Source organism: Streptomyces sp. NPDC005576 (assembly GCF_042871745.1).
In the GTDB taxonomy this organism is placed as follows: domain Bacteria; phylum Actinomycetota; class Actinomycetes; order Streptomycetales; family Streptomycetaceae; genus Streptomyces.
Map to the genome: position 1 here is coordinate 61862 of NZ_JBIAJC010000013.1, position 13164 is coordinate 75025.

Consider the following 13164-nt stretch of genomic DNA (forward strand, 5'->3'; position numbering starts at 1 on the left):
TCGCGCGGCAGGGAAACCATGATCATCATCGGTGCGGGGCTCGGTGGTCTCTCCACCGGTGCCTACGCGCAGATGAACGGCTACCGGACCGAGGTGCTGGAGATGCACGAACTCCCGGGGGGCTGCTGCACCGCCTGGGAACGCGGGGACTTCACCCTGGACGCCTGCGTCAGCTGGCTGCTGGGCAGCGGGCCGGGCAACGAGATGCACCAGATCTGGCTGGAGCTCGGCGCGTTGCAGGGCAAGGAGATCCGCCACTTCGACGTGTTCAACATCGTGCGCGCGCCGGACGGCCGGGCGGTCTACTTCTACTCCGACCCGGACCGGCTGCAGGAGCATCTGACCGAGCTCTCGCCTGCCGACGCGAAGCGGATCAGGGACTTCTGCCGCCAGTTGCGCGCCTTCCGCAAGGCGTTGGCGGTCTACCCCTTCCTCAAACCGGTCGGGCTGATGGGCCGGGTCGAGCGCTGGCGGATGCTCGCGTCGTTCCTGCCGTACTTCAACGCGGTCCGCAAGTCGATCTCCGTCCTGATGTCGGACTACTCCGCGCGGTTCGAGGACCCGCTGCTGAGGCAGGCGTTCAACTTCGTGCTGTACGAGAGACATCCGAACTTCCCCGTGCTGCCGACCCATTTCCAGCTCGCCTCGCACGCCAACCTGTCGGCGGGGGTCCCCGAGGGCGGCTCCCTCGGTCTCGCGCGGTCCATCGAGCGGCGGTACCTGGGGCTCGGCGGCCGGGTCTCGTACAACACCAAGGTCGAGGAGATCCTCGTCGAGCGGAACCGTGCGGTCGGGGTACGTCTCAGCGACGGCCGCGAGATGCGCGCGGACATCGTGGTGTCGGCCTGCGACGGTCCCACCACGATGATGAAGCTGCTGAAGGGGCGCCATCTCAACGACGCCTACCGGCGGCTCTACACCCGGACCCTGCACGAACCGGGCATGGTGTTCCCGGGGTACTTCACCCTCTTCCTGGGGCTCAAGCGCCCCTTCCCCGAGGGCGATCCGTGCACCACCCATCTGCTGGACGAGGCGCAGGCCGCGGAGCTGACGGGCATCCGCCACCCGAGCATCAACGTCCAGTTCCGCAGCCGCCACTACCCGGAGCTGTCGCCGAGCGGGACCTCGGTCGTCTACGCCACGTACTTCTGCGACATCGCTCCCTGGCGGGCCTTGGACGAAGGCCCCGAGCAGCTCACCCGGACCCGGGGCGGCGAGCGGCTGCACACCCTCCCGGTACGGCACGGGCGCGGCTACTACACGGCGAAGCGGCGGGCGCGCACGGCGCTGTTGCGGTTCCTGGAGGAGCGCTACCCGGGCATCGGGGACGCCATCGCCGTACGCGACGTGTCGAGCCCGCTCACGCAGGTCAGGTACACGGGCAATCACGACGGGACCGTGCTGGGGTGGCAGCCGTTCGTGGAGAGCGGCGAGACCCTGGAGGAGCTCGTCAAGAAACACGGCCCCGGGCTGCCGGGGCTGGAGAACTTCTATCTGTCCGGTGTCTGGGCGACCACCGGCGGGCTGATCCGTGCGGCCGCGGCCGGACGGCACGTCATGCAGTTCGTCTGCCGCGACGACAGAAGGGCCTTCACCGCGTCGGTCGACGACAGCGGTCCCCCGCCGACCCACCTGGTCATCCCGGTGCCGAGGCGCCCCCGGGTTCCCTCCGCCACGGCCCACCTCACCTCCACCGGCGTGGACAAGGAGCACCAGTGAAGATCAAGAAGTGGGTCGTGCGGGAACACGTCGAGGGCGCCCCCGACGTGGACCGGATCTACGAGAAGGTCGTCGAGGACATCGACGTGGACCTGGCGCCGGACGAGATGCTGCTGCGGACGCTGTACGTGTCGGTCGATCCCTACCTCCAGGGCATCGCGCTGGACACTCCGCTCGGCGGCCACATGGGCGCCGACTCGGTCATGGAGGTGCTGGAAGCCGGGCCGCGCGCCACCCACCGGCCGGGCGACCTGGTGCAGGGCTTCGGCGGCTGGCGGTCCCATCTCGTCAGCAACGGAACGGAAGCGCTCTGGCAGACGGGCACCTTCCCGATGGTGTTCCCGGCCTACCGGCGGCTCGACCCGAGCTGGTTCGACGACGCGCTCCCCCTCGCGACGGCGCTCAGCTCGATGGGTGGCCCCGGCATGACCGCCTGGGGCACGCTGACCCATTTCCTGAACGCCGGCCCGGGCGACACCCTGGTGATCAGCGGGGCGTCCGGGGCGGTGGGCACGCTGGTCGGGCAGCTGGCCCGGCTGGCCGGCGCCCGCGTCGTCGGCACGACGTCGAGCCCGCGGAAGGCGGAGTACCTGACCGGGCTCGGGTTCGACGCGGTCGTGCTGTACCGCCAGGGCGACAACGTCGGGAGTGTGCGCGACGCGCTGGAGTGGGCGGCGCCGGGCGGTGTCGACCGCTACTTCGACAATCTGGGTGGCGCGGTCACGGACGCGGTGTTCTCGTTGCTCAACGTCAACAGCCGGGTGGCGGTGTGCTGGCAGTGGGCGACCCAGGTGGGCCGGGACACGGTGGGTCCGAGACTCCTGCCGTACATCATGTTCCCCCGCACGACCGTGCGCGGGATCTTCTCCCTGGAGTGGTTCACCGACGAGAACTGGCGGGCCCTCCACGAGGAGCTGGGCGGCCGGGTCCGGCGGGGCGAGATCGTGTGCGACCACACCCTCCACCACGGCTTCGACACCATCCCGGCCGCCTACCGGAGCCTCTACCGCGACCGGTCGGCCCACCTGGGCAAGGTGCTGGTGGAGCTGTGAACAGCGGTAACCACCTCTGCGCGCGCCCCGCCGCCGCTTCCCCCCGCCCCCACCGCTCTCCCTTCTCCCACCCCGCCGATCGGGTTCCGACGGCGATCCGGAACAACCAGGAGGCCGTGTGTCCGCCCCCGTCACCGACAACACTGATCCTGCGAACCAGGCTCTGCCCCCGCTCCACCGCATGGAGTTCGGGGTGCCGCGTCCGCCCGAGCGCGTCGAACTGTCCGACGGCTCGCCGGCCTGGCTGGTGAGCCGGTACGCGGACGTCCGTCAGGTGCTCGGCGACAGCCGGTTCGGGCGGGCCGGGCTGTACACGCCGGACGGGCCGTCCCTGCCGGACGTGCCCGTCCTCGTCGACGACCCCGACCTGCTGTTCAACCAGGAAGGGCCCGAGCATCTGCGTCTGCGCCGCACCATGCACCGCGCCTTCACCCCGAGGGCGGTGGCCCGCTGGCGGCCCTGGATCGCCGCGATCGTGGGGCAGCTCCTGGGCGAACTGGCCCGGCGGGAAGCCCCCGTGGACATCGTCGCCGCGTTCGCGCTGCCCCTGCCGGTGGCCGTGATCAGCCGGCTGATGGGGCTCGACTCCTCGGTGCGGGAACGGATGCGCCACTGGAGCGAGTACGCGCTCTCGGACGGTTCCCTGCCCGCGGAGGAAGTCGGCGCGGCCATGGCCGAATTCTCCGCGTTCGGTGCCGAACTGCTGGACCTGCGGCGCCGCGACCCCGGGGACGACCTGGTGAGCGGTCTGGTACACGCCGCCGACGAGGAGGGCGGCATCCCCGAGGCGCAGTTGGTGAGCCTGGTCTGCGGACTGGTGGTCGGAGGCCATGACAGCACGATGACCATGCTGAGCAACTCGCTGCTCTACCTGCTCGGCGAGCGCCCGGAGAGCTGGCCCCGGCTCGCCACGGGCGAGGAGGAGGCGGGACGGGTGGCGGACCGGCTGCTGCACGGCATTCCGCTGGGCGACGACCGCGGCACGACCCGTCGTGCACACGAGGACGTCGAGGTGGGAGGTGTGTTCATCCCGGCCGGCGCGGTGGTGGTGGCGGACTGCGGCATGGCCAACCGGGACCCGGCGGTCTTCTCGGCCCAGTGGTCCGAGGATCTGTTCGCACCACTGGAGACGCCCACCCTGTCGTTCGGGGCGGGGCCGCACTACTGCCTGGGCGCGTGGCTGGCCCGGACCGAGCTGCAACTGGCCCTGCACCACCTGGCGGCCCGCTTCCCCGGGCTCCGGCTGACGGAGCCGGCCTCCTCCGTCCGGTGGCGTCTGGGTTCCACCTCCCGCGGTCCGGTGCGGCTCGGGGTGATCTGGTAGGCGGCGCTACGGGTAATCTCCGCGCGCCCGGGACAGACTGGCGGGCATGACTCGGCAGCGCTGGTACTTCGACGGATGGATCGTGGCCGCGGGTACCGCCTCGGGAACGCGGCTGGTGCTGGGGCACTGGCCGCGCTCGCCGTTCGGGGCGTTCAGCGACGTGATGATCGAGCACCCCGGCGGTGAGCGCCGGCTGCTGGCTCCCACCCGCCGGGTGGCCGGCTTCGTCGCGGACACCTACACCTTCGACCACGTCGAGGTGGTGCCGGTGGACGTCCGCCGCGACGGGGTCCGCTGGTCCGTCCGGGCGGGCCGGCTCGACCTCGACCTCGTCGCGGGTCACCGGACGGCGCTGGGACGGCTGCTGCGCGCGGTACCGGCGCCGCTCGCCCGCAGCCACACCTGGGCCGCCGTGTGCGACGTGCCGGCCCGCCTGCTGCCCGGTGTCCGTACGCTCGGCAGCGCGGGTCCGGGGCGGCGCGAGTGGTACGGGGCACGGGACCAGCACCGCGTGCTGTCGGTGAGCGCCTCGCTCGGAGGGAGGGACCTCGGCGGGCTCGCCCCGGTCCACCCGCCGGTGACCTTCGGCTTCGGCTCGGCACCCCGCGCTCCCTCGGTCGTCCGGATCACGTCGACGGTGGAGACGGCCGGGAAGACCGGGGACCCGTGGGCAGCGCCGGACCACCCGGGCTGACGCCGGTAGGACCTGACCTGTACGACCTGTACGACCGGTCGAGGGGGCGGACGCGTGCGGGACGGACCGGGGTGTTGCGCACGGAGAGGACAGAGTCGGGGCGTTCATGGGCAAGTCACCCCTGCTCCGGCGCCGTAGCGTCCTGGTCATCACCCCCCTTTTCCGCACCGGGCGCTGCCCCGTGGGCCGACCCGGCCCCGTCGGAGTCCGGACGACAGGAGACGCATCATGACCGAGTTCCCCGCCACGCCGACCGCCCCCGTGCTGGAGCCGGCCGCCGCCGCGTTCGCCGAGGCGACCGCGAACCCGCCCTACCTCTTCGACCTCGCCCCGGCCGACGGCCGCAAGGCCGTGGACGAGGTCCAGTCCGGCGACATCGAGAAGCCCGAGATCACCGAGGAGTGGATCACCGTCGAAGGCGGTCCCACCGGATCGGTCAAGGCACGCATCGTCAAGCCCGCCGGGGCCACCGGCACCCTCCCGGTCATCCTCTACATCCACGGCGCGGGCTGGGTGTTCGGCAACGCGCACACCCACGACCGGCTGGTCCGCGAGCTCGCCACCGGCGCGGGCGCGGCCGTCGTCTTCCCGGAGTACGACCTCTCTCCCGAGCACCGCTACCCGGTCGCCATCGAGCAGAACTACGCGGTCGCCCGCTGGGTGGTCACCGAGGGTGCGGGCAAGGGACTCGACGCGGGCCGCATAGCGGTGGCCGGCGACTCGGTGGGCGGCAACATGACCGCCGCCCTCACCTTGATGGCCAAGGAGCGGGGAGACGTACCGCTGGTCCAGCAGGTGCTGTTCTACCCCGTCACCGACGCGTCCTTCGACACCCCCTCGTACCACCAGTTCGCCGAGGGCTACTTCCTGCGCCGCGACGGCATGCAGTGGTTCTGGGACCAGTACACGACCGACCCGGCCCAGCGCGCGGAGATCACCGCCTCGCCGCTGCGCGCCACCACCGAACAGCTCACCGGGCTGCCGCCGGCGCTGGTCATCACCGGCGAGGCCGACGTGCTGCGTGACGAGGGCGAGGCCTACGCCAACAAGCTGCGCGAGGCCGGTGTCGCCGTCACCGCGGTCCGCTACCAGGGCATCATCCACGACTTCGTGATGCTCAACGCACTGCGCGGGACGCACGCCGCGGGGGCCGCCATCGAGCAGGCCGTCCGGGTCCTGCGCGCCGCTCTGCACTCCGCCTGATTCCACACCGTCGGGCCACGGAGAACCATGGGGTTCCCGCCTGCCGGCGTCCGGCGGTCCGGCGGTCCGGGCGATCGGCTGAACCGGCGCGTCCGCCCGCGCGGGGGCGGACACGCCGAGAGCGCGGATCCCGTCCGGCCGACCCTGGTCGGACGGGATCGGCGTACGCGCTTCCCCGGTCCTCCGGGGCGGGCCGCCACGCCTGCGCGCGCCACTCGCGCGGAGTCACGCCGTAGGTCGCGCGGAACGCCCTGCTGAAGTGGGCCGCGCTGACGAACCCCCACCGGTGGCGACGGAGGCCACCGTGACCTCGGACGCCTCCCGCCGGGCCAGGTCGCGCCGGCACACGTCCAGTCTCCGCCGCAGTATCCAGCGGGAGAGGGTCATCCCCTCGGCTTCGAAGGGCCGGTGCAGGTAGCGCAGGGAGATGAGTGGGCGGTGGCGATCCGCTCCGGCGAGGGCTCCGGATCAGCCAGGTGTTCGACGGTGTACTCCTTGATCCGCGGCACCAGGGGGTCCGCGGCCTCCGACCGACGACGGGTCGGGGGCGGCTGTTCACCCGCAGGTCACCCGGGGCTCGGGGGAAAGTCGGAGATCGTTCGGCCCGTGCTGTGAACCTGCGTGGCGTCGCACTCGACCGTGCGGCCCTTCCGAAGCACCCGAGGACCCCTGTGAAGCGCACGATCTCCTCCATGACCGCTCTGGTCCTGGCCGCGGCAGCGGTCACCGCCGCCGGCGGCGGCGGTTCCGCCGCCGCACACGCCCCGGGCCGGTCCCTCGCCTCCGGTGAGCACTTCTACACCACGAAGACGACGTACGCCCCACAGCAGGACGTGCGCGACTACGAGGCCGTCCCCGCGTCGTTCACCCCGGTCTTCACGGAGAGCGTCTCCCGCCACGGGTCCCGCGCCATGTCCGACAGCGAGGACGGGGACGCGGTGCTGGCGGTACTGCGGGACGCGGAGGGCAAGGGTGCGCTGACCCGCCTCGGGGCCCGGCTCGGCCCGCAGGTCGAGTCGCTGCTCGCGGCCGCCTCCTCCGTCGGGTACGGGGAGCTGTCCGGCCGCGGAGTCCGGGAGCAGCGGCAGACCGCGGAGCGCATGGAGCGGCGGCTGCCCTCCCTCTTCCGCGCGATCGTCGCCGCGCAGGAGCCCGTCGAGGTCAAGACCTCCGGGGTGGCCCGCGCGACGGCCAGCGCCAACGCCTTCACGGGCGGACTCACCGCCGCCGAGCCGAAGCTGACGGACCTCGTCCAGGCTCCGGTCACCGACAAGAACCTGCTGTACTTCCACAAGCAGCCGCAGAACGCCGGCTACCAGGAGTACGTGGCGAACGACCCCGATCTGGCGGCGGTGCTGGCGCGGATCGACGGGGCTCCGGACACGGCGCGGAACGCGAAGGACGTGGTGTCGCGCCTGTTCACGTCCGATTACGTCGCCGCCATGACCGCCGAGGGCCGGGTCGCCTTCGCTCGCTCGCTGTACGAGCTGTACGCCGCAGCGCCCGATCTGCGGGTGGAGGCCCCGGACGTCGACCTCGACGTCTTCGTGCCCGCCCGGAACGCGCGCTGGTTCTCGTACCTCGACGACGCCGAGGAGTTCTACGAGAAGGGTCCCTCGTTCAGCGGGCGCACCATCACGTACGACATGGCGAACGTGCTGCTCGACGACCTGTTCGACCAGGTCGAGGCGAAGGCCGCGGGCGCCAGCGCCAAGGGGGCCGCCCTCCGCTTCACACACGCCGAGGAGATCATGCCGCTCGCCGTGCTGCTGGGGCTCCCCGGCAGCACGGAGTCCGCGGATCCCGACCACCCGTACACGTACCAGAACAACGCGTGGCGCGGTGCGCAGGTCGCGCCGATGGCGGCCAACGTGCAGTGGGACCTGTTCGCCGGACCGCGGCACGCCGTGAAGAACGGGAAGCAGACATCGGGCGGGACGCGCTACCTCGTCCGCATGCTCTACAACGAGAAGGAGACCGCCTTCAAGTCCTCCTGCGAGCCGATCACCCGGGGCAGCCACTTCTACGACCTGGACGAGCTGCGGAGCTGCTTCGGCCGGAGCTGACGCGCCGCCCTCCCCGGATGCGCGGGATGCTTCCGCGGGCGAGGATCGGACCGGAGGGCCGTCCGCGCCGTGTCCGCCGGACGGGCCCGGAGGGGCGCGGGCACCCGCCCGCGCCTCCGAGGGCCGGTACTCGCCCTCCGTTCGCCCCCGACCGGGGGCGGGGCGCCTGGAGGTAGTCGATGCCGCGACCCCTGTGGACCGGTGCCATCAGCTTCGGGCTGGTGACCATCCCGATCAGAGTGGTGTCCGCGACCGAGGACCACGCCATCCACTTCCGGCAGGTGCACCTGGAGGACATGGGCCGGGTCCGCACCCGCAAGGTGTGCGAGGTGGACGGCGAGGAGGTGCCCCAGGACGAGATCGCCAAGGGGTACGAGGTCGCCAAGGACCAGACCGTGCCGGTGACCGACGAGGAGCTGGGCAGGATGCCGCTCCCCACCGCGAAGGCGATCGAGATCGTCGCGTTCGTCGACGCGAGCACCATCGACCCGGTCCGGATCGGCGATTCGTACTACCTGACGGCCGACGGCGAGGTGGCGAACAAGCCGTACACGTTGCTGCGGAAGGCGCTGGAGCGTTCCGACAAGGCCGCTGTCGCGAAGTTCGCCTGGCACAACCGCGAACGCCTGGGGCTGTTGCGGGTGCGGGAAGGGGCCATCGTGCTGCATTCCATGCGGTGGCCCGACGAGATCCGCAGCCCCCGGGAGCTCGCGCCCGAGGCGATCGAGCTGGACGAAGGTGAGATCGACCGGGCCGTGGAACTCACCGCGACCATGGCCCTCGACGACATCGACGGGTTCCGGGACGAGTACCGCACCGCGCTGGAGAAGTTGATCGCGGCGAAGGCGGAAGGCCGGGAGCCGGCCGTGCCCGCCGAGGGCGGCGAGCGGGAGCCCGCCAAGGTGGTGGACCTGATGGCCGCCCTCAACGCCTCGGTCAAGGCCGCGCAGGAGGGCCGGGGCGAGCACGGCGGCGATGCCACGGTCCACGAGATGCCCGCCGGCGGGCGGGACGCGCGGAAGAAGGACGCGTCCGGCCGCGGGGGTGCGGCGAAGAAGAGCACGGCCGAGAAGGCCGCTGCCGGCAAGTCGTCCGCCGGCAAGTCGTCCGCCGCGAAGAAGGCCCCCGCGCGCAAGGCGCCGGCGCGGAAGCGCAGCGCGTCCTGACGGGCCGGAACCATGGATCTCCCCCGGTTCGCCCCGATGCTCGCCACTCCCGGCCGGCTGCCCTCCGCCGCGGTGGACGAGAGATGGGCCTACGAGGTCAAGTATGACGGCCAGCGCACGGTGGTCTACCTGCCCGGGGACGGAACGGTGCTGCTGCGCTCCCGGTCCGGCGCGGACATCACTGCCGCCTATCCGGATCTCGCGCCGCTCGGCACGGCGCTGGGGAACACGGCTGCGGTCCTGGACGGTGAGATCGTGGTGTTCGACGACGCGGGGCGGAGCGACTTCGAACGTCTCCAGTCGCGCATGGGCCTGGCGGGTGCTCCGGCGAAGGCGGCCAGGATGGCCCGCCTCGTCCCCGCGCATCTGATCCTCTTCGACGTGCCCCTCCTCGGCACCGGCCCACTGGCGTCACTCCCCTACACCGAGCGCCGTACCGCCCTCGAATCGCTCGGCCTCACCGGAACCCACTGGTCGACGCCGGCGTTCATCGCGGGGCACGGCGAGCGTGCTCTGGAGGCGACCCGGGCCGCCGGGCTGGAGGGGCTGATCGCCAAGAGGCTGGACTCGGCTTACGAACCGGGGGTGCGTTCGCGTGCCTGGATCAAGATCCGTCACCTCCGGACCGCCGATGTCGTCGTCGGCGGCTGGCTGCCCGGCCACGGCCGCCTGAGCGACCTGCCGGGAGCCCTGCTGCTGGGTGAGCGCCGGGGCGGCGGCCTGCGGCACATCGGGAACGTCGGCACGGGATGGAGCGACAGCGAACGGAGCACGCTCGCCGGGCTCCTCCACGGGGCGGCGAGTGCCGACTGCCCTTTCACCCCGCCGCCGGCGGTCCCGGGCGCGCGCTGGGTACTGCCCCGCCTGGTCGGTGAGGTGGCCTACGCCACCCGCACCCGGGCCGGGCTGCTCCGGCACCCGTCCTGGCACCGGCTGCGCCCGGATCTGACTCCCGAGGACCTCGACACCAGGACGTCGTAGTCCGGTCCGCGGGCCTGGACGACGACAGGCGGAGCGCGGCGAGCGGCACGTCACGCGGTAAGTGCGGGAGTCTCCCCGAGGTGCGCGGCGGCCGTACGCCAGGCTGCCGTGACGGCCCGGTGCGCGGCGGCGGTCGCGGCCGGGATGTCTCCGGGAAGCCGTACGGGGCTGCCGAAGTGGACGTGCAGACGGGGCCTGCGGACCGGTGCGGTGAGGAGTCCGGCGATCTGCTTCGCGGCGCCGCCGGAAACCACCCGGCGGGCTCCCGCCTGGCCGAGGGGTACGACCGGGGCGTCGGCGGCCAGCGCCAGGCGGGCGAGCCCGCTGCGGAATCTCTCGGGGGCGGACTCGGCGGAATCCTTCCGCAGGGGCAGCCGGCCCTCCGCGTAGATCAGGACGTGGCGGCCGTCCCTCAGGGCGGCGACGGCCTCGTCGAGGGACTCGGCCGCCCGGACGCTGCCCCGGTGGACCGGCACGTGACCGCCCCTCACCAGCAGCGGGCCGAGCACCGGAATGCGCCACAGGCCGGCGGTCGCGAGGACGACGGGCTCGACCCCGTGGCGGAGCAGAGCGGCCAGCACGATCCCGGGATCGACGAGAGAGGTGTGGTTGGCGACGACGATCGATCCGGAGCCCGGGAACGACTCCTCGTCGGACGTGGTCGTCAGGTGTCCGAGGGAGGGCACGACGGCGGCGGCGATGCGGCTGATCACGGGTTCTCCTGCGGTCGGTCGGCGGGGCGGCTTCCATCGTCGGTGGGCCGGGCCGCCCACGGCGTGAGTCGCCGTACTCACTCCCGGGGAGTACGGCGACACGCATGAGGGGCCCTCGGCACGCGTACGAACCCGACGTGCGGGGGCCGGACCGGATTCCTCCGGTCCGGCCTCCCCCGGGTGTCGCTCACCCGGGGCCGGGGTCACGCGCAGGGCTCAGGGCGCCTCAGGGCTCAGGGCTCAGGCGATGCCCGCCGCCCGAACGATGGTCTGGGTGACGGTGTTGCCCCGGCTGTCGGTGACGTGCACCCGTACCGTGACGAAGTCCGCGCCGCGGGGGGCGTTCAGCCGCACCGTGGCCCCCTTCGAGGAAGAGCGGACCTGTGCCTTCCGCCAGTGCGCGCCGTCGTCGTAGGAGAGCTCGACGGCGATGGTGCGCAGCGACGCCTTCGGGCCGCCGGGAAGGTGCGACGGCGTGACGAGGAGGGAGGCGTTCCTCCTCGCCGATCCGTCGCCGGCCGTGTCGAGGGTGTAGTCCAGCTGGATCAGCGGGAGTTGGCTCACTTCCTCCGGGTCCTCCGCCGCCTGGGACGTGAAGGTCCACTCGGTCCTGGTGCTGGTGGAGAAGGGGTAGTCCCCGGTGCGGGCGGTGGTGGTCACCAGTCGGTAGGACGCCTTGGCCGCGGGCACGTCCGCGTACAGGTAGCCGCCGTCCGTGGTCGCGTCGAGCTTTCCGTTGCGGTAGAGCGCGGTGGTCTGGGTGTTGGGTCCGTAGCCGGCGAGTCCGGCATGGTTCTCGCCCGAGTCGCCCCAGCCGGGTACGTACGCGGCGATCTCTGAGCCGGTACGGGTGGGCAGGTCGATGCTGGTGTTGACCCGGGGCCGCTGGAACGGGCCGAACCACGTGACGTCGGTGGTGCGTCCGGCCGGGTAGAGGATCGGGTCCGACTGCTGCAGGGACAGCGGGCCGAGCTTGGGTGCGTACTCGTACGTCTCCTCGTACCAGCGGAACGAGGAGTCGGCGGTGACGTAGTCGGTGCGGTGCGCTCCGGCCGAGGACGGCGACGGCAGGGGCGCCGGCGACGGGGCAGCGTGCGCGCCGCCGGGTCGCGTCCCGTGCCTGCCCTGCCCCACCCATCCCCGTACGCGGCGGGGCAGCCCCCGGCTGCGTACAGGACCCGGTGGGCACCCGGGGCGGTCGGCCCTCTGCGCGAGCCCGATCCGGTCCGGCGTGTTTGGGTGGAACGGGCGGGGGCCCCGCCCCCGGGCCGTAGACGCACGGTCCCGCACAGCCGAGGAGTGCAGCATGCGCGACAGGAATCCGCTGGCAGGACGTCTCGCGGTCGTCACCGGAGCGGCGCGCGGGGTGGGTGCAGCGGTGGCGAGGGAGCTGGCGCACCGGGGCGTACGGGTCGCCCTCCTCGGGCGGGAGGGGGAGACGCTGGAGCTGGTGGCGCGGACCCTGGAGACCGAGGCGCACTGCTTCGAGGTGGACGTCACGAACGACGCGGCCATGGAACGGGTGGCGGCCGAGGTCTCCGCCCGCCTCGGCCGGCCTTCGATCGTCGTGGCGAACGCCGGAGTGGCGGAGGGCGGCCCCTTCGTCACCTCGGACCCGGTGAGCTGGCGGCGGGTCGTCGAGGTCAACCTCGTCGGCAGCGCCGTCACCGCGCGCGCGTTCCTGCCGGGGCTGCTCACGACGCACGGCTACCTACTCCAGATCGCCTCCACGGCCTCCTTCGGCGCGGCACCCATGATGAGCGCCTACTGCGCGTCGAAGGCGGGCGTCGAGTCCCTCGCCCAGTCCCTGCGGGCCGAGCTCGCCCACCGGCGGGTGGAAGTCGGCATCGCCTATCTGAGCTGGACGGGCACCGACATGATCCGCGACGCCGACCGGTACGACGTACTCCGCGAGCTGCGCGGTCACATGCCTCCCCCGGCGCGCCGGGTCCACCCCGTGGAACAGGTCGCCGGCTGGTTGGTGCGGGGCATCGAGCGCCGCTCACCCACGGTGTACGCGCCGCCGTGGCTGCGGCTGGCGCAGCCCGTACGCCCCTTCCTTCCGCAGGTGGTCACCTGGGTGTCCCGGCGGCAGCTCCCGAGGCTGGAGGAGCGGGCCCGCTTCGAGGCCACGGGGCTGCTGGGCGCCGGCGGGCAGGCCGCCCGGAGGGCGAGCGGGCAGGGGGGCGACCGGAGCGGCCGGCATGCGCGCCCCTGACGCCCGCTCCCGGTGGTGTGCCGCGCCA

Annotated in this window: 12 protein-coding genes; 9 read left to right on the forward strand and 3 right to left on the reverse strand. The window is 72.6% G+C overall.

Translation table 11 applies throughout. The features are described from left to right. Positions 1-18: 18 nt before the first annotated feature. The 5 genes from ACFYPN_RS23435 to ACFYPN_RS23455 all read left to right on the forward strand — a co-directional run bounded on the left by ACFYPN_RS23435 (position 19) and on the right by ACFYPN_RS23455 (position 5992). Positions 19-1719, forward strand: coding sequence for an NAD(P)/FAD-dependent oxidoreductase (locus ACFYPN_RS23435; RefSeq protein ID WP_358757632.1), 1701 nt, complete (start codon positions 19-21; stop codon positions 1717-1719). After that, on the forward strand, positions 1716-2771 hold the full coding sequence (locus tag ACFYPN_RS23440; RefSeq protein WP_358757428.1) for an NADP-dependent oxidoreductase: 1056 nt from the start codon (positions 1716-1718) through the stop codon (positions 2769-2771). Before ACFYPN_RS23435 ends, ACFYPN_RS23440 begins: the two co-directional genes overlap by 4 nt. Positions 2772-2952: 181 nt before the next feature. After that, positions 2953-4095, forward strand: coding sequence for a cytochrome P450 (locus tag ACFYPN_RS23445; RefSeq protein ID WP_389300964.1), 1143 nt, complete (start codon positions 2953-2955; stop codon positions 4093-4095). Positions 4096-4141: 46 nt separating this feature from the next. After that, positions 4142-4789: a hypothetical protein gene (locus tag ACFYPN_RS23450; protein WP_358757430.1), complete on the forward strand. Its 648-nt coding sequence runs from the start codon at positions 4142-4144 to the stop codon at positions 4787-4789. Between the two features lie 228 nt (positions 4790-5017). After that, the gene (locus tag ACFYPN_RS23455) at positions 5018-5992 is read left to right on the forward strand and encodes an alpha/beta hydrolase (protein ID WP_358757432.1); all 975 of its coding nucleotides are present in this window, start codon (positions 5018-5020) and stop codon (positions 5990-5992) included. Here ACFYPN_RS23455 and ACFYPN_RS23460 read toward each other — a convergent pair. Continuing rightward, complete coding sequence (locus ACFYPN_RS23460) at positions 5907-6686, reverse strand: AraC family transcriptional regulator (RefSeq protein WP_389300967.1); 780 nt, start codon at positions 6684-6686, stop codon at positions 5907-5909. The genes ACFYPN_RS23455 and ACFYPN_RS23460 overlap by 86 nt on opposite strands. Here ACFYPN_RS23460 and ACFYPN_RS23465 point away from each other — a divergent pair. The 3 genes from ACFYPN_RS23465 (at position 6685) to ligD (ending at position 10205) form a co-directional block, all read left to right on the forward strand. Next, positions 6685-8058, forward strand: coding sequence for a histidine-type phosphatase (locus tag ACFYPN_RS23465; RefSeq protein ID WP_389300762.1), 1374 nt, complete (start codon positions 6685-6687; stop codon positions 8056-8058). The two genes, ACFYPN_RS23460 and ACFYPN_RS23465, sit on opposite strands and share 2 nt — an antisense overlap. Before the next feature lie 179 nt (positions 8059-8237). Further along, positions 8238-9224, forward strand: a complete 987-nt coding sequence (locus ACFYPN_RS23470; protein WP_389300765.1) for a Ku protein — start codon at positions 8238-8240, stop codon at positions 9222-9224. Between the two features lie 12 nt (positions 9225-9236). Continuing rightward, positions 9237-10205 (forward strand): non-homologous end-joining DNA ligase, encoded by a 969-nt coding sequence (gene ligD, locus ACFYPN_RS23475; RefSeq protein ID WP_389300768.1) that lies wholly within the window; start codon positions 9237-9239, stop codon positions 10203-10205. Positions 10206-10255: 50 nt separating this feature from the next. On the opposite strand, the gene ACFYPN_RS23480 is transcribed toward ligD, so the two are convergent. Together ACFYPN_RS23480 and ACFYPN_RS23485 are read right to left on the reverse strand one after the other, a co-directional pair. Next, positions 10256-10918 carry a lysophospholipid acyltransferase family protein gene (locus ACFYPN_RS23480; RefSeq protein ID WP_389300771.1) on the reverse strand — a complete coding sequence of 221 codons (663 nt, stop codon included), beginning with the start codon at positions 10916-10918 and terminating at the stop codon, positions 10256-10258. Between the two features lie 240 nt (positions 10919-11158). Continuing rightward, entirely contained in the window at positions 11159-12052 is an 894-nt protein-coding gene (locus ACFYPN_RS23485) for a hypothetical protein (protein ID WP_389300773.1), read from the reverse strand. A gap of 172 nt (positions 12053-12224) precedes the next feature. Here ACFYPN_RS23485 and ACFYPN_RS23490 point away from each other — a divergent pair, with 172 nt between their 5' ends. Beyond that, on the forward strand, positions 12225-13136 hold the full coding sequence (locus ACFYPN_RS23490) for an SDR family oxidoreductase (RefSeq protein WP_389300776.1): 912 nt from the start codon (positions 12225-12227) through the stop codon (positions 13134-13136). Positions 13137-13164 lie beyond the last annotated feature (28 nt).